Source organism: Pseudomonas sp. PGPR N4, from assembly GCF_059693665.1.
This window is the reverse complement of record NZ_JCAUKV010000007.1, coordinates 23,660-39,545: the sequence shown is the minus strand read 5'-3', so window position 1 is coordinate 39,545 and position 15,886 is coordinate 23,660. Positions and strand designations below refer to the sequence as shown.

At 62.7% G+C, this 15,886-nt stretch carries 18 protein-coding genes; 11 read left to right on the top strand and 7 right to left on the bottom strand.

Going from position 1 to position 15,886, the window contains the following annotated elements:
- Positions 1-113: 113 nt before the first annotated feature.
- The 5 genes from AC58X1_RS22130 (at position 114) to AC58X1_RS22110 (ending at position 3,989) form a co-directional block, all read left to right on the top strand.
- Positions 114-671 carry a DUF2796 domain-containing protein gene (locus tag AC58X1_RS22130; RefSeq protein ID WP_497429462.1) on the top strand — a complete coding sequence of 186 codons (558 nt, stop codon included), beginning with the start codon at positions 114-116 and terminating at the stop codon, positions 669-671.
- Positions 672-1,382, top strand: a complete 711-nt coding sequence (locus AC58X1_RS22125; RefSeq protein WP_101322314.1) for an ATP-binding cassette domain-containing protein — start codon at positions 672-674, stop codon at positions 1,380-1,382.
- On the top strand, positions 1,382-2,647 hold the full coding sequence (locus AC58X1_RS22120; protein WP_497429461.1) for an ABC transporter permease: 1,266 nt from the start codon (positions 1,382-1,384) through the stop codon (positions 2,645-2,647). Before AC58X1_RS22125 ends, AC58X1_RS22120 begins: the two co-directional genes overlap by 1 nt.
- Before the next feature lie 9 nt (positions 2,648-2,656).
- Positions 2,657-3,199 carry a DUF3299 domain-containing protein gene (locus AC58X1_RS22115; RefSeq protein ID WP_150573706.1) on the top strand — a complete coding sequence of 181 codons (543 nt, stop codon included), beginning with the start codon at positions 2,657-2,659 and terminating at the stop codon, positions 3,197-3,199.
- Between the two features lie 106 nt (positions 3,200-3,305).
- Positions 3,306-3,989 (top strand): OmpW family outer membrane protein, encoded by a 684-nt coding sequence (locus tag AC58X1_RS22110; protein ID WP_101322316.1) that lies wholly within the window; start codon positions 3,306-3,308, stop codon positions 3,987-3,989.
- Positions 3,990-4,038: 49 nt separating this feature from the next.
- Here the strand turns inward: AC58X1_RS22110 and AC58X1_RS22105 are convergent, their stop codons facing one another.
- Entirely contained in the window at positions 4,039-5,232 is a 1,194-nt protein-coding gene (locus AC58X1_RS22105) for an MFS transporter (protein WP_497429460.1), read from the bottom strand.
- A gap of 100 nt (positions 5,233-5,332) precedes the next feature.
- On the opposite strand from AC58X1_RS22105, the gene AC58X1_RS22100 reads away from it, so the two are divergent.
- Entirely contained in the window at positions 5,333-5,794 is a 462-nt protein-coding gene (locus AC58X1_RS22100; RefSeq protein ID WP_188036756.1) for a winged helix-turn-helix transcriptional regulator, read from the top strand.
- Between the two features lie 134 nt (positions 5,795-5,928).
- Here the strand turns inward: AC58X1_RS22100 and AC58X1_RS22095 are convergent, their stop codons facing one another.
- From AC58X1_RS22095 to AC58X1_RS22080, 4 genes are all read right to left on the bottom strand, one after another.
- A complete protein-coding gene (locus AC58X1_RS22095; RefSeq protein WP_150571006.1) occupies positions 5,929-6,189 on the bottom strand; it encodes a DUF3077 domain-containing protein in 261 nt (86 codons plus the stop codon).
- Positions 6,186-6,425: a hypothetical protein gene (locus AC58X1_RS22090; RefSeq protein ID WP_497429459.1), complete on the bottom strand. Its 240-nt coding sequence runs from the start codon at positions 6,423-6,425 to the stop codon at positions 6,186-6,188. Before AC58X1_RS22090 ends, AC58X1_RS22095 begins: the two co-directional genes overlap by 4 nt.
- A 364-nt stretch (positions 6,426-6,789) precedes the next feature.
- Complete coding sequence (gene pgnE, locus AC58X1_RS22085) at positions 6,790-7,722, bottom strand: UDP-N-acetylglucosamine epimerase PgnE (RefSeq protein WP_497429458.1); 933 nt, start codon at positions 7,720-7,722, stop codon at positions 6,790-6,792.
- On the bottom strand, positions 7,715-8,599 hold the full coding sequence (locus AC58X1_RS22080) for a sugar nucleotide-binding protein (RefSeq protein WP_101322320.1): 885 nt from the start codon (positions 8,597-8,599) through the stop codon (positions 7,715-7,717). Before AC58X1_RS22080 ends, pgnE begins: the two co-directional genes overlap by 8 nt.
- A 174-nt stretch (positions 8,600-8,773) precedes the next feature.
- On the opposite strand from AC58X1_RS22080, the gene AC58X1_RS22075 reads away from it, so the two are divergent.
- Positions 8,774-9,613 carry an alpha/beta hydrolase gene (locus AC58X1_RS22075; RefSeq protein WP_101322321.1) on the top strand — a complete coding sequence of 280 codons (840 nt, stop codon included), beginning with the start codon at positions 8,774-8,776 and terminating at the stop codon, positions 9,611-9,613.
- Between the two features lie 6 nt (positions 9,614-9,619).
- Here the strand turns inward: AC58X1_RS22075 and AC58X1_RS22070 are convergent, their stop codons facing one another.
- Entirely contained in the window at positions 9,620-10,432 is an 813-nt protein-coding gene (locus tag AC58X1_RS22070) for a helix-turn-helix domain-containing protein (RefSeq protein ID WP_101322322.1), read from the bottom strand.
- Between the two features lie 177 nt (positions 10,433-10,609).
- Here AC58X1_RS22070 and AC58X1_RS22065 point away from each other — a divergent pair, with 177 nt between their 5' ends.
- Complete coding sequence (locus AC58X1_RS22065; RefSeq protein WP_101322323.1) at positions 10,610-12,052, top strand: alanine/glycine:cation symporter family protein; 1,443 nt, start codon at positions 10,610-10,612, stop codon at positions 12,050-12,052.
- A gap of 71 nt (positions 12,053-12,123) precedes the next feature.
- Positions 12,124-13,113 carry an asparaginase gene (locus AC58X1_RS22060; protein WP_150571011.1) on the top strand — a complete coding sequence of 330 codons (990 nt, stop codon included), beginning with the start codon at positions 12,124-12,126 and terminating at the stop codon, positions 13,111-13,113.
- Between the two features lie 57 nt (positions 13,114-13,170).
- Here AC58X1_RS22060 and AC58X1_RS22055 read toward each other — a convergent pair whose 3' ends face one another.
- On the bottom strand, positions 13,171-14,091 hold the full coding sequence (locus tag AC58X1_RS22055; protein WP_101322325.1) for a LysR substrate-binding domain-containing protein: 921 nt from the start codon (positions 14,089-14,091) through the stop codon (positions 13,171-13,173).
- Between the two features lie 119 nt (positions 14,092-14,210).
- Between AC58X1_RS22055 and AC58X1_RS22050 the strand changes: the two genes are divergently transcribed.
- A complete protein-coding gene (locus tag AC58X1_RS22050; protein ID WP_497429457.1) occupies positions 14,211-15,104 on the top strand; it encodes a sugar phosphate isomerase/epimerase family protein in 894 nt (297 codons plus the stop codon).
- Positions 15,101-15,880: an SDR family NAD(P)-dependent oxidoreductase gene (locus tag AC58X1_RS22045; protein WP_150571012.1), complete on the top strand. Its 780-nt coding sequence runs from the start codon at positions 15,101-15,103 to the stop codon at positions 15,878-15,880. The genes AC58X1_RS22050 and AC58X1_RS22045 overlap by 4 nt, the downstream gene beginning before the upstream one ends.
- Positions 15,881-15,886 lie beyond the last annotated feature (6 nt).

Here is a 15,886-nt window from a genome sequence, read left to right as displayed (position 1 = left end):
ATTGCCTGGTGCCCATGCTCCCACGACATGAAACCTTCGCCAAGCGGCTGGCAGTCGCCAGAAAAATTGTTATAACATTACCAAATCATTCGCCCTGCTCTCTGGAGTTGTCCATGCGCCGTCTGTTGCTTGCACTGCCCTTCGCCCTGCTGCCCCTGGCCGTGGCGCATGCCCACGATGAGCATGATCACGACCACACCGCGCTGGGCGCCCATGAACACGGCGTGGCCAAACTCGACGTAGTACTGGATGGCAACACCCTCGAGCTTGGCCTGGACAGCCCGGCGATGAACCTGGTGGGTTTTGAACACGCCGCCAGCAGAGATGCCGACAAGGCCAAGGTAGCCAGCGTACGCCAGCAACTGGAGCAGCCGCTGCAGCTGTTGGGTCTGGCCAAGGACGCTGGCTGCAGCATCGACGCGCAGGAGCTGCAAAGCCCGCTGTTCGACGCACCAGCAGCCGCTGCCGGCAAAACCGAGAAACACGCCCACAGCGATATCGAAGCGCACTATCAGTTCACCTGCAGCAACCCGAGCAAACTCGCCAGCATCGACCTCGCGCCGCTGTTCAAGGCTTACCCGGCGATGCAGAAGATCAACGTGCAGTTGATTGGCCCTAATGGCCAAAAAGGCCTTGAAGCAACGCCGACCACTGCGACGGTCGCGTTCTGAATGAGCCAGGCGTTGATCGAACTGCGTGATCTGCTGTTCGCCTGGCCCGGCCAGGCGCCGCTGCTGGATATCCCGCAGTTTCGCCTGGAAGCGGGCGAAGCGCTGTTTCTCAAGGGCCCCAGCGGCAGCGGCAAGACCACCCTGCTCGGCCTGCTTGGCGGTGTGAACCTGCCGGCGCAGGGCAGCGTGCGCCTGCTCGGTCAGACCTTGGCCGAGCTGGGCCAGGGCGCGCGCGATCGCTTCCGCGTCGATCACACCGGCTACATTTTTCAGCAGTTCAACCTGCTGCCGTTTCTGTCGGTGCGGGAAAACGTCGAACTGCCTTGTCGTTTTTCTGCCAGCCGCGCCGAGCGTGCCCGCCAGCGCCATGGCAGCGTCGATCAGGCCGCCACGCAACTGCTCGCGCACCTGGGCCTGACTGACCCGGCAATGCTCGCGCGGCGCGCCGATAGCCTGTCGATCGGCCAGCAGCAACGAGTAGCCGCGGCCCGGGCGCTGATCGGCCAGCCGGAGCTGGTGATCGCCGACGAGCCAACCTCGGCGCTCGATGCCGACACCCGCGAGGCCTTTATCCGGCTGCTGTTCGACGAATGCCGCGCTGCCGGCTCCAGCCTGTTGTTCGTCAGCCACGACCAGAGCCTGGCGCCGCTGTTCGATCGACACCTGTCACTGGCCGAACTCAATCGCGCCGCCGCGCCCCGGGAGGCCTGATGTACCTGCTCCGCCTTGCTCTGGCCAGCCTCGCCAACCGGCGCTTCACGGCCTTTCTTACCGCCTTCGCGATTGCCCTGTCGGTCTGCCTGCTGTTGGCCGTGGAACGGGTCCGCACCGAAGCCCGCGCCAGCTTTGCCAGCACCATCAGTGGCACCGACCTGATCGTCGGCGCCCGCTCGGGCTCAGTCAACCTGCTGCTGTACTCGGTGTTTCGCATCGGCAACGCCACCAACAACATCCGCTGGGACAGCTATCAACACTACGCCAGCGACCCGCGGGTGAAGTGGGCGATCCCGATTTCGCTGGGCGACTCGCATCGCGGCTATCGGGTGATGGGCACCAGTACCGATTACTTCAGCCACTACCAGTATGGCCGGCGCCAGCACCTGGAACTCAGCCAGGGCCGGCCGTTTGCCGATAACCCGTTCGACGTGGTGCTGGGCGCCGAAGTCGCCGAGGCACTGCACTACAAACTCGGCGACAAGCTGGTGCTGGCCCATGGCGTAGCGGCGATCAGCCTGGTCAAACACGATGACAAACCGTTCACTGTGGTCGGCGTGCTCAAACGCACCGGCACCCCGGTTGACCGCACCCTGCACATCAGCCTGGCCGGCATGGAGGCCATTCACGTCGACTGGCACAATGGCGTACCGGCTCGCGGCGCCGGCCGCATCAGTGCCGAGCAAGCGCGCGGCATGGACCTGCAACCGACTGCGATCACCGCCTTCATGCTTGGCCTGAACAACAAGATCGCCACTTTCAGCGTGCAGCGCGAGATCAATCAGTACGCCAACGAGCCGTTGCTGGCGATTCTCCCGGGCGTGGCCCTGCAGGAGTTGTGGAGCCTGATGGGGACCGCCGAGCAAGCCCTGTTCGTGGTTTCGTTGTTTGTCGTGCTGACCGGCTTGATCGGCATGCTCACGGCGATTCTGACCAGCCTCAACGAGCGCCGCCGGGAGATGGCCATTCTGCGCTCGGTGGGTGCTCGGCCCTGGCATATTGCCGGCCTGCTGGTCCTCGAGGCGCTGGCGTTGGCGGTAGCCGGTATCGTCGCCGGGCTTGGCCTGCTGTATGCCGGCATCGCTCTGGCTCAGGGCTACGTGCAGGCCAACTATGGCATGTACCTGCCACTGGCCTGGCCGAGTAGCCATGAATGGACGCTGCTGGCTATCATCCTCGGCGCAGCGTTGCTGATGGGCAGCGTGCCGGCCTGGCGTGCCTATCGGCAGTCATTGGCTGATGGTCTGTCGATTCATTTGTGAGTGATTACCATGCGTCTGCCCCGCCTTAGCGCTCAGTTCCCGCGCTGCCTCATGCTACTGGTGCTGCTCTTCAGCTCGCCGGTGTGGGCGGCTGAGCCGCGCGAGCTGGATTGGCCGGCATTGATCCCCGAAGGCGCGCCAGTGCAAGCCCCGCAGCTGGCGCCGCTGCACGACCTGTCGCAGATCGGCAACGCGCTGGCGGCCGAGTCCGCGCCGCCAGCACCCCAGCAATCGGCCAATGCTCCGGTGGTGCAGGCGCTGGACAATCAGCAGGTCAAGCTGCCGGGCTATATCGTGCCGCTGGAAGTCAGTGAAGAAGGCCGTACCACCGAGTTTTTGCTGGTACCGTATTACGGCGCCTGCATTCACGTGCCGCCACCGCCGTCGAATCAGATCGTGCATATTTTCAGCGAGATGGGCGTACGCGTCGAAGACCTGTACCAACCGTACTGGATCGAAGGGCGTATGCAGGTCAAAGCCAGCAGCAGCGAGCTGGCTGACGCCGGATACCAGATGGAAGCCGAAAAAATCTACGCCTACGAACTGAAATAAGCCCGCAGGACGGCTATGCCGCGCTTCGTTGAGCTGGGTCAAACATTTGGTTTAAGCGCCTCCGTACCATTAGGCCATTGATTACCAATGTCCTTTCGGAGCTTCCATGAACAAGTCCTTGCTCGGCGCCTCGCTCGTCGCCCTGGCCCTCGTTGCGCCTGCTGCCCACGCTCACCAGCCGGGTGATTTCATTGTCCGCGCCGGCGCCATCACCACCGCGCCCAACGAAAGCAGCGGCGACTTGCGCTTCGACGGCAACAAGGTAGCCGGCACCAAGGCAACCCTGACCAGCGACACGCAGCTGGGCCTGACCTTCGCTTACATGCTCAGCGATCACATCGGCGTCGAGCTGCTGGCGGCCACGCCGTTCCAGCACACCGTTGGTGTCAAGGGCCTGGGCGGCGGCCTGGATGGCAAGCTGGCCGACATCAAGCAACTGCCACCGACCCTGTCGCTGCAGTACTTCCCGATGGACCCAGCCTCCAAGTTCCAGCCGTACGTAGGCGTGGGCATCAACTACACCCTGTTCTTCGATGAAGACCTGAGCAGCGCGCGCAAGCAGCAAGGCTTCAGCAACTTGAAAATGCAGGACTCGATCGGCATCGCCGGCCAGGTCGGCATGGACTACATGATCACCGACAACGTGCTGGTCAACGCCTCGGTCTGGTACGTCGACATCGACACCAAAGCCACCGTCGACGGCCCTGCCGCACTGGGCTACAGCAAGACCAAGGTCGACGTTGAAGTCGATCCATGGGTGTACATGGTCGGTATTGGCTACAAGTTCTGATCGTTGCTGCATGACAAAGCCGTTGCCATCAGGCAGCGGCTTTTTGCTGTCAGCGCTGGCCATTGCCTGTTTGCCAGCGCAGATACAGCCAATAAATCAAGGCCAGTGCGCTGAACCCCGCGCCCACTGCGCACACGGCCATCCAGCCCCAGCGCGCATAGACCCAGCTCGCCGCTACCGCCCCCACCCCGCTGCCCAGCGAATAACAGCACATGTAGGCCCCGATCAGGCGGCTGGCCATCTCACTGCGCCCTTTCAGCAGCAATGTCTGGTTGGTGACGTGCACCGCCTGAACGGCAAAATCGAGCACTACTACGCCCAGCACCAGCGCCAGCAATGAGTATTCAAGAAAGGCCGTGGCTACCCACGACAGCAGCAACAGCAGCAAGGCCACGCCTGTGGTTCGCTGCGCGTGGCCCTGGTCAGCCAGACGCCCGGCACGTGACGCTGCCATCGCACCGGCGATTCCGGCCAGGCCAAACAGGCCGATCTGGGTATGGCTCAGCGCCAGCGCTGGTGCGCTCAGCGGCAGTACCATTGCACTCCACAGCACGCTGAAAGCGGCGAAGGTCAGCAAGGCCAACAGCCCACGCTGGCGCAACAGCCGATCGTGTCGATACAGACCGACAACCGACGCCAGCAATTGCCAATAGCTGGCGCTGCGGGCGCCTGGCTGCGCGCTCGGCAACTTGCGCCAGAGCAGCAAAGCCATCAACAGCGCCAACCCGGCAGCAACAAAATAGACACTGCGCCAGCCGGCAACGTCGGCGAACCCACCAGCCACCAGCCGCGCCAGCAAGATGCCCAGCACCACGCCGCTGGTGACCTGGCCGACCACGCGCCCCTGCTCCTGCGCTGTCGCCAAGGTCGCGGCATGCGCCACCACCACCTGCACCACAACCGCCAGCAGCCCGACCAGGCTCATCGCCAGCAGCAATACGGCCCAGTCCTGCGCCAGCCCGACCGCCAGCAGCGCCGCGGCCGAGAGCAGCAGTTGACAGACGATCAAGCGCTTGCGCTCGAACACATCGCCCAATGGCACGACCAGCAACAGGCCAACCGCATAGCCGGCCTGAGTCGCGCCGACGACCAGCCCGACCTTGCCCGTTGCCACCCCCAGGCTGGTCGCCATCGACTCGAGCAACGGTTGAGCGAAATACACCGAGGCCACAGCCAGTGCACAGGTCACGGCAAGCAACAGAGTGAGTGAGCGGGTAAGTGGCGCAGGGCTGAACGCGGTCATGGCAGGCACTCGAAAACTGGTTTCATATTGAAACCACTTACTGGCCTTCTAGCAAATGTGGTTTTAATCTGCAACCAGATAAACAAGCGAGGTTGTCGCCATGCTGGACCCGATCAACAACCAATGCCCCGTGGCACGCGCGCTGCTGGTGCTCGGTGATCGCTGGGCGCTGATGATTCTGCGTGATGCGTTCGATGGCCTGCGCCGCTTCAGTGAGCTGCAGAAGAGCCTCGGGCTGGCGAAGAACATCCTCTCCTCGCGCCTCAAGCTGCTGGTAGAAACCGGCCTGCTGACCCTGCAACCCGCCTCGGATGGCAGCGCGTACAAGGAGTACGTGCTGACCGACAAGGGCCGCGCGGTGTTTCCCATCGTGATTGGCCTGCGCCAGTGGGGCGAGCAATTTCTATTCGAAGCCGGCGAAACCCGCTCGCAACTGCTCGACAGTGCCCACGGCCAACCTTTGCAGACACTGCAGGTGCAAGCCAGGGATGGCCGCGTGGTGGGGCCGGACGATTGCCTGCGGCGGGTGGTGCGGCATGGGGTGAAGCCAGGTCGCGGCTAATTACGTAGCCAGGGAGCCGGGAATTATCCGCGAGCAGTCGGGTCGTTAGCGCGGTGTCGAGTGCGCTGGGGCCGCTGCGGGCGCCAGCGATCTCAAGCCAGAGATAAACACAGAGACCTTGAAGCGGATGGGTTTCAGTGCGAAACCAGTGCTCTGCTGACACCCAGCTCCATATCATCGATCAGGGCCTTGGCGAGCTCACTCAATATTCGTACAGCGCTCCCTGCTTGCCGATCATTCTCCATCTCCGCCTCTGTAGCGAGATGGCGGATACAGCCCAGGAGTACGGATAGCTCCGAGAACGCCTGATCAAGTGGCACATCACGCTGTACGCAGAAAAGGTTCTGGCAAGGTGTCTGGCCTTGAGTTTTGCGGTGCTTGATATCGGTTTTCATGACACCGCCTCCTTGTCCCTGGCATGCGCAACCAACGCAAGTATCAACTGGTTGAGCACCTCTATGACCTCCAGCAAGTACATGTGGATGCCAATAGGCTCACCGAAAAGATTGGCTTTGATTGTTCCGTTCAAGCAGTCGAGCAGCTTGTCGACCTGGGCGAGCGCATCTTCCACGCTGAGTTCGGCGTTAATCAGGAAATAGGGTACTGGCGGATCCGGGACGAGCTTTTTCATGGTCAGGTCTCTTGTGTGTTCACAGAAAACCACCACCGTCGCTCTTCTCACGGATTGAGGGTGGCAGCCGTGCACAGGGTGAGAAACCGAGACACAAGAGAAACCCGGCCAGACCGAAGTCTGCCCGCGCACGGCTGCCATAAACTGGCCGTAATTTGTGTTGTCGGGTTCTCACACCCGGTCACCACTTCTGGCGACCCTGTGACATTAGGACTGAGGTGATTCCCCGACAACTGAGCTGCTTCCGAAAGACGCGTAGGATAATTCCTAGACGGGCTTTTGCAGAAGCATTTGGATTTGATTTCAGAAAGGTCTGACGCGCAGATGGGTTTCCCGCAGGCCTGAGCGACCTGCAGAACGGTGCTTAGCCCCTGCCCAACAGCTTGGCCAAACCTTCGACCATCGGCGTTGGTTGAGGGAAGTTGAAGCGTGCCAGCAAGCGCGCGTTGTCGGCACGGGAGTGGCGGATGTCGCCCGAGCGGGCTTCGCCGTAGCTGATTTCCGGCAGGCTGCCAATGACGTCGCGCAGCGCGGCCAGTAGCTGATTCAGCGAGGTGGCCTGGTTCAGGCCGATGTTCACTGCGCCCTCTTCCACCTGCGGTTGCTCGAGGGCCTGGACCATGACCTGGACCAGATCACCAACATAGAGGAAGTCGCGGGTCTGCTCGCCGTCGCCAAATACCTTGATCGGCAAGCCTTGGGTAGCGCGCTCGCTGAAGATGCTGATCACCCCGGAATACGGCGAGGACGGATCCTGGCGCGGGCCGAAAATGTTGAAGAAGCGGAAGATCACCGGCTCCAGGCCATGCTGGCGGCGGTAGAAATCCAGGTACTGCTCGCTGGCAAGTTTGTCCACTGCGTAAGGTGTCAGCGGCGCCTTGGGGGTATCTTCGGCAATCGATTGGCCTTCGCCATTGTTGCCATACACCGCGGCGCTGGACGCAAACAGCACCCGACGCACGCCATTCAGGCGCATGGCTTCGCAGACATTCAGCGTGCCGATGAAATTGCTCTGGTGGGTTTTCACCGGGTCATCCACCGAGGCCTGCACCGAGGCCACGGCAGCCAGATGCACAACGGCGCGGCAGCCAGCGGCAGCACGGGCGACCAGAGCGGCGTCGGCGACATCGCCTTCGATCAGCTCCAGGCCGGGATGCTGCAACTGCAGGTTGGCGCGCTTGCCGGTGGACAGGTCGTCAAGGATACGCACCGCATAGCCTTTGCCCAGCAAGGCGTCGGACAGGTGCGAGCCGATGAAGCCCGCGCCGCCGGTGATCAGAATAGGGGCGTCAGCCATGTCGGTAGAATCGGTCCAGTAAAGGCGCCAGGCCCGAGCGCCAGGCGCGCGGCTTGATGCCGAAGGTATGAAGGATCTTCTTGCAGGCCAACACCGCATTTTGCGGCTCTTCGCTGGCATCCGGCCGTGCCGCATGGGCCTGGGCGGTCGGTGCCTGCACTGCGAGCTGGCGCCATTGCTGTGCTTCGGCAAGGATCGCCTGGCCCAGCGCCAGCGGCGTGGTCGCCTCGTTGCCGGCGTAGTGATAGGTGCCCCACAGCGGCGCGGCGCAGTCGAGTTGCTTGAGTACCGAGAGGATGACCCGGGCCGCATCGTCCACTGGCGTCGGATTGCCGCGGCGATCGTCCGCCAGGAGCAATTCCTGCGGCTGCTCGGCGCGGGTCAGGAAGCGCCCGAGGGTGCCATCGATGCTCTCGTCCAGCACCCAGCCAAAGCGCAGCAGCACATGCTGCGGGCAAGTTGCGCGCACGCTCTGCTCGACCCGCCACAGCGCCTGGCCGCGGCTGCCCAGGGGCACCGGCTCGTCCTTTTCGCTGTAGGCAGTGGCCCGCGAGCCATCGAACACGCGATAGCTGGAAGGTTGCACGAGGATCATTTCGTGGTGCTGGCACAGCTCGGCCAGACGCTCGACTGCGCGCTCTTGCTGGGCGAGGCGCTGTTCGCTGACCGCCTCGGCCTGGAACCAGTCGAAGTAATAGGCGAGGTTGATCACCACGTTGGGGCGGTGTTCGTCCAGCAGCAGGGTCAGGCTGGCCGGATCCCAGCCGTTGTCCGGCGGACGCGGCGCCAGGAATCCGATGTCTTCCTCGGCCCCGAGACGAATCAGCGCTTGCCCGAGGGCATTGCCACCACCCAACAGCATCAGGCGCATACGCATAGGGTAAAAAAGTCCGCTCAGATCGTTGGAAGAAAAAGCATTTTGCGGTTTCCGACAGGGGAAGTCCAACGCCTGCTGGATTGCGGCGTTGCTCGGCACTGCAGTGGCGCACTTCGCAAGGCTGTTATCGACCTATACTGAGCGCGCCATCCCCTGCTCAGCGCGAAGGTCCAAATGCCCACCGAATCCATCGCTGCACACCGTTCGACCTGGCAGTACGACGAGGCAGCGCCCGGCGCAGAGCGGTTCATCGAACAGTCGTTCGACGGCTATCGGCAGCAGGCACGACTGCTGGTGCCCGATGTTGCACACGCCCCGCCCGCCTTTATCGTCGGTGGCGCACGCTCGGACTTCACCCGCCTCAACCCGTTGCTGTATCGCCTGCAGGCGCAGGGCATCGGCTCGCTCAGCGGTAACCTGTCCGGCCACAGCCTGGCCAGCCAACCGGGCGCCGCCGCGCCGTCGCTGCACACCAATCTGCACGAGGCACTGAGCTTTCATCAGCATATCGCCGAGCAGTGCCATACCCTGATCGGCCATAGCCTTGGTGCAGCCATTGCGCTGAAGATGGCCGCGCAGTTGCCAAGCATCTCCAAACTGGTGCTGATCTGCCCGGCGGTTTACCCGGACGCGGCGCACCAGGCGCCGTTCGGCCCGGCGTTCACCGCAGCGATTCGCCAGCCGTTCGCCTTTCTGCAATGTGATAGCTATGAATTCTTGCGCACCTTTACCGGCCAGGTATTGCTGGTGATCGGTGAGTACGACGGGCTTAATTCGCGTGCTTATGGCCAAGGCGCGGGGACCTCGGCGGGGACGCGCTGGGTGTCTGGCGTGCAGCGCTACAGCCCGATCCCGGAAGAAGTCACCCATACCCTGCTGCGCTCAGTGCCGGCGCCACATGTCGAGTGCCTGCTGCTGACCGACTGCGACCACGGCATCGCCGCTCACCTGCGAGACAATCCGCAAGTCGCCGACCAGGTGGCAGAGGTGACCGCAGCGTTCATTCGCGGTTGAGGCGGCCTACTCGATCTCGAACAGGCCGTTGCTCAGCGGGCCGACGCTGAGGCGCTCGCGCACGTCATCGTCGATGCGCGGATCATCCGGGCGGTACAGCTTGACCTGCCGGTAGGCATTGATGCGGTTGATCTCCTCGCCGAGAAACTCCCAGACCACGCGGGTACAGGCCGGGTTGCGCCGGTCGCCGCTGGAGACTCCGGTCTTGAGCCCGTTCAAGCGGGTAATGCGGCTCTTGAAGCTGGGGATGAGGATGGTCTGACTCATCTCGTTGAGGGTCAGTGATTCGTAGTCGATCAGGAACATGCGGTCCTGCAGCTGGAAGGCCGCACCAAGGTAGCGGCAGCGCACTTCGGCATGCAGGTCGGTGGCGCTGCTGCGCTCCTGGCGTTCCTGGCGCTCGAACAGAAAGCTGCCGCGCTCCTCCCGCAAATGCACCAGCGACACCAGAATGGTACCCGGCACCGACATGCAGTTGGAGTATTCGAAGTAGTAGCCGCAATAGCGCGAGAGATTGCCGGCATGCGCATGCAAAGGCTTGAACAGCTCACTGATGGGGTCGTTCAACGGCCCGTTCTGCTCCGAAGGAATGCGCGCACCTATCAGCCGGGCAAACTGCTCGGGCGGCAAATTCAGCTCGTAATCCTCGACCCCGAAGAAATCGCCGATGCGCTTGAGGTTGTAGGCCGTCGGACGGCTCTGCCCGCTCAAATACTTGTTGAACTGGGCGCGGTTGATCGACAGCTGCCGGCAAACCTCGGAGATAGAGCGGTAGTGGCTACAGGCCAATTTCAGGTTGCTAGCGAAATGATCGCTCATGTACGAGGTCCAGCTGATGCGAGTGATGCAAGCATAGCATCAAGTCGCGCCAACTGAGAGCAACCCGCGAAATTGTAACGACTCTTGTCATGGCCAACCATGCGCCCAACGAAAAGCGGCGCGTCGTTGCCGCCGCTGGTCATTCCACGCGAAGAATAAGAATCGAGGTCATTTGCCATGCTCGAAGTACTCAACGATTTCCTTTCGGGGAAGCTGCTCATCGTCCTTATCGTCGGACTTGGTAGCTACTTCACCCTCCGCTCGCGGTTCGTCCAGTTCCGTCACTTCGGCCACATGTTCGGTGTGTTCAAAGAATCCCTGCGTGGCCAGGCTGGCCAGCTGAGCTCGTTCCAGGCACTGATGCTGAGCCTGGCCGGCCGCGTTGGCGCCGGTAACATCGCCGGTGTCGGCATCGCTGTGACCCTCGGCGGCCCAGGCGCTGTGTTCTGGATGTGGGTGACCGCGCTGGTTGGCATGTCCAGCAGCTTCTTCGAATGTACCCTGGCCCAGGTGTACAAGCGCGCCGATGGCGATGGCCTGTACCGTGGCGGCCCGGCGTACTACATCTTGCATGGCTTGAAATTCAAGCGCATGGCGGTGGTGTTCTCGCTGCTGTTGCTGGTGACCTACGGCTTCGCCTTCAACGGCCTGCAGTCGTACACCGTGACCCACTCGCTGCAAAATGCCTTCGGCTTCCCGCCGCAGCAGACCGGTATTGCCCTGGCAGTGCTGCTGGCGATCGTCTTCCTTGGTGGTATCAAGCGTATTGCTTCGGTGTCCGACCTGCTGGTACCGGTCAAGACTCTGGCCTACATCGGCGTCACCCTGTATGTGATCGGCAGCCAGATCGAGCACGTGCCAGCGATGCTGGAAACCATCTTCAAAAGCGCCTTCGGCCTTGACCCTGCGTTCGGCGGCCTGCTCGGCAGCGCGATCGTGATGGGCGTGAAACGTGGCGTGTTCGCCAACGAAGCGGGCCTGGGCAGTGCGCCCAACGTTGCTGCCGTGGCCGCGGTCAAGCACCCCGGCGCACAGGGCGTGGTGCAGGCGTTCAGCGTGTTCCTCGACACCTTCGTGATCTGCACCTGCACCGCACTGCTGATCCTGCTGTCGGGCTTCTACACCCCAGGCTTCGAAGGTGACGGCATCGTCCTGACCCAGAACTCGCTGGCCGCTGTAGTCGGTGACTGGGGTCGTCTGTTCGTCAGCGTCGCGCTGTCGCTGTTCGTCTTCACCTGCATCCTCTACAACTACTACCTGGGCGAAACCAGCCTGCAGTTCCTGACCCGCAAGCGTTCGGTGCTGATGGGCTACCGCGGCCTGGTCCTGGCGCTGATCGTATGGGGTTCGGCGCAAGACCTTTCGACCGTGTTCGCCTTCGCCGACATCACCATGACCTGTCTGGCCTTCGTCAACCTGATCGCCCTGACCCTGCTGTTCAACATCGGCCTGCGGGTCATGCGTGACTACGATGTGCAGCGCAAGGCTGGCATCAAGCAGCCAGTGTTCGATTCGAGCAAGTTCCCTGACCTGGACCTGGACCGCAACGCCTGGCCAGTTCCGGCAGCCGCTGAAACAACCGCTGACAACACCGTCGGTCAGGTTCAGACCCAGCGCTGATATCCTCCCCTGCCAGCCGCCCCGTTCGCGGGCGGCTGCTTCTCTCTCCGCTCATCGTTACGGAATGCGCCATGCGTGCAGTCAAGAATCTTCTCGTCCTCTATACCGGTGGCACCATCGGCATGCTCGAAACACCCCAGGGCCTCGCCCCGGCGGGCGGCTTCGACGTGCGCATGCGCGAGCATCTGGCGCAACTTGACGATGCTCCGCAGATACAGTGGACACTGCGTGAAATGAACCCACTGCTGGACAGCGCCAACATGCAGCAAGCCAACTGGCTGGCCATGCGTGACGCGATTGTCGAAGCGGTGGAACGTGACGGCCACGACGGCGTGCTGGTGCTGCACGGTACCGATACGCTGGCCTACACCGGTGCAGCCTTGTCGTTCGTGCTGCTCGGTTTGCCGGTGCCGGTGCTGCTGACCGGTTCGATGCTGCCCGCCGGCGCGCCAGACAGCGACGCCTGGGACAACCTGATCGGCGCCCTGCGCCTGCTCGAAAGCGGCATCGAGGACGGCGTGCAGCTGTACTTCCACGAGCAGTTGCTGCACGGCTGCCGCGCCTCCAAGCTGCGCAGCGAGGCATTCGACGCCTTCGCCGCCCTGCCCCGTCATCGCGACAGCGAGCGCGCGCCAGCCATCCCGGCTGTGCTTGACTACCGTCAGCTGCGCCAGCCGGTAAAGCTGGCGGTATTGCCGGTGTTCCCCGGCCTGCAGGCAGAACACCTGCGCGGCCTGCTCGACAGCGGCGTGCAAGGGTTGGTGCTGGAGTGCTACGGCAGCGGCACCGGGCCGTCCGACGACCAGGCCCTGCTGGATGTGCTGCATGACGCCCACCAAGGCGGCGTGGTGATCGTTGCGATCAGCCAGTGCCCGGTCGGCTCGGTGGTATTTGACACCTATGCCGCCGGTAGCCGGCTGCGTGACACTGGCCTGATCAGCGGCGGCGGCATGACCCGCGAAGCGGCGCTGGGCAAGTTGTTTGGCTTGCTTGGGGCGGGGCTGGATGCGCAGGCGACGGAGCATTGGTTTGCGCTGGATCTGTGTGGGGAGCGGGCTTGAAGGCCTGATTGCCTAAAGAAAGCATCGGCAGCTTCAGATTCGCCGCCGATGCCCGCTCTAGCGCTGAGCAGAGCGGGCGGTACACCACTGCCGAAGCATCCCGGCAAACATCTGCGCTACGTCAGACAGCGGCCGATCAGTCGCTGAAGTAAGGCCAATCGGTGCGCGCAGCAGGGAACTGCTGAAAGGCAATTGCTGCACCAGCCCCAAGCGCAGATCCAGGTCGATCACCCCGCGTTGCACAAACCACACGGCGTCATAGTCGTGGACGTATACCCGAGAAAATGTCTCGCTCAGCGATTCCTGAATCTGAAAGCGTTGAACGCCACCACTGCTGAGCAGGAAGTTGTCGATGCTGGTTCGCACCAAGGTACCTTGCGGGGATGCCAGCAGTACGTGCGCGCGCAAATCATCCAACTGCAGTTGCTCGCGCTGGGCCAGCGGGTGTCCCGTGCGCACCACCAGCAGCAAATCCTCTTCATATAACGCCTCGAACATCACTCCGAGCATGTCTCGACCGATCAGCCGTCCGACGATCAGATCGAGTTCGCGGGTGCGCAGCTTGCCCACCAGGTAGTCATACATACCGGATTCCACGCGAACCTGTACATGCGGGTAGCGCTCGCGCATCTGCGCCACCACGGGTGCGAGCATGTAGCCCGCAGCTGTCGGCAACGCTCCAACCTTGAGGATCTGCGGTGCCGGCGCAGCCGTCTGGCCTTCGTCCATGGCCAACCGAAAGCTGGCCATGGTCTGCGCTGCGTGTTTGTTGAAGGCCTCACCGGCCTGGGTCAACTGCACACCCTTACGCCCGCGCAGCAGCAACTGCACATCCAGCTCTTGCTCTAGCTCCTTGAGGCTTTTCGATACGGCTGAAACAGTGATGTGCAGCAGCTTGGCGGCAGTGACCAGGCTGCCAGCGCTGACCACGGCAAGAAACACCCGAAAGTGGCGCAGGTTGATGGCATTAAGGTGCATGACTGGCTCCTTGTTCAACCCACAAGTTAACCAAGCGCTGATTTTATATCAATTTATTCAACAAAAAGTTTGCTCTAGCATCGACCTATCCACACGGAACCGATAACCAGGGCAATCATATGATTTCAACCTCACCGCCACGGCTCGGCGCGTCCAGCGCATCTTTGCCAAGCCTGGCTCCCGAAGCCTTGGTTGAGCAACTGGCCGAGCACGGCTATCAAGGCGTTGAGTGGCGCGTTGCCGATACCTCTGGCCTGGACTTTGCTCGCGCCTGGGATGCCCGCAGCAACAATCGCTGCACCATCGCCCCGACAGTACACGCGGTCGAGGACATCTACCGGCGCTGCCAGGCCGCCGGCCTGGAAATCTTCTGCCTGAGCCCTTACCTGGCGGTTGGCGACACTGACCAGGCGCAGCACATGATCGACCTCGCCGCTCGGGCAGGTCAGGCTCGCTTGCGCTTATGGGCACCTGGCTACGTGGATGAGCGCTATCCGGCGGCCTATGCGCGCATGCGCCGCTTCCTTGACCAGATCCTGCCACTGGCCGAACAGGCCGGCGTGCGTCTGGCGCTCGAGGTGCATCAACGCACCATCTGTTCCAGCCCTTCGCTGGCCATGCGCGTGGCGGAACATTACCCCGCCGAGCGGTTAGGCATCATTTATGACCTCGGCAACCTGGCCATCGAAGGCCGCGAGGATGTGCAGATGTCGCTCGACCTGATGGGTGCGCATCTGGCCCATGTGCAGGTCAAGAACGTCGCGTACCAACCACTCGGCCCCGGCCAAGGCTGGCAGTGGCAATGGTGCCCTCCCGATGAAGGCGTACTGCCGCTGCCGGCAATGCTCGCCACCCTGCGTGCCAACGGCTTTGCCGACTGGATTTCGGTAGAAGATTTCGATGCCCGCCACAGTGACCTGCACAAGCTGCGGCGTAACCGCGACCTGATCGGCCGCTACCTGAACCTGACACCTTTCGTCCATGCTGCCAGCCAAGAGGTACCTTGCCAATGAACACTTCCACCGACCCGCGTCGGGTTGCCTTGGTCACCGGCGCCGCTGGCGAACTGGGCCGGGCCATCTGCGCTCGCTTGAGCCAGGACGGCCTGGACCTGGTCGCGGCGGACCTCGACCTTGAGGCAGCGCAGAGCCTGGTCGCGCAACTGCCGTTGTCCCCGGGCCAGAGAGCGTTGGCAGTGCACGCCGATCTCGGCGATCCGGCCTCCATCGCTACCTTGGTGGAGCATGTTGGGGCTGCCTTTGGCCGCATCGATGTCGTGGTGAACAACGCAGCGGTCAATCACCGCGGCTCGATCTACGATTTCGACGTCGCCAAGTGGGATCACATGATGGCTGTCAACCTACGCGGTCCGGCCCTGCTGTGTCAGCAGGTTGCACCCTACTGGCAGCGGCAGAACAGCGGCCGAGTGATCAATATGGTCTCGCGCTGCTGGGTGGCCGGCGGCCCACCGGCCTATGTCGCCTGTAAGGCGGGCCTGGTCGGGTTGACCCGCTCGATGGCGCGCGAGCTGGCGCCACACAACGTCACCGTCAACGCCATCGCGCCTGGACTATTGCCCTCGGCTTTCACGCTCGATGGACGTGATGCCGATAGCTTCGAGCAGATGGCCCAGGGTTCGATCAACAGCACACCCTTGAAGCGCCTGACCACGCCCGAAGACATTGCGGGCACCACTTCATTCCTGGCCTCGAGAGATGCCGCTTTTATCACTGCCGAGGTGATTCACGTCTGTGGAGGCAGCCAATTGGCGCCGTTCGGCAGCCGCTGACCTGTT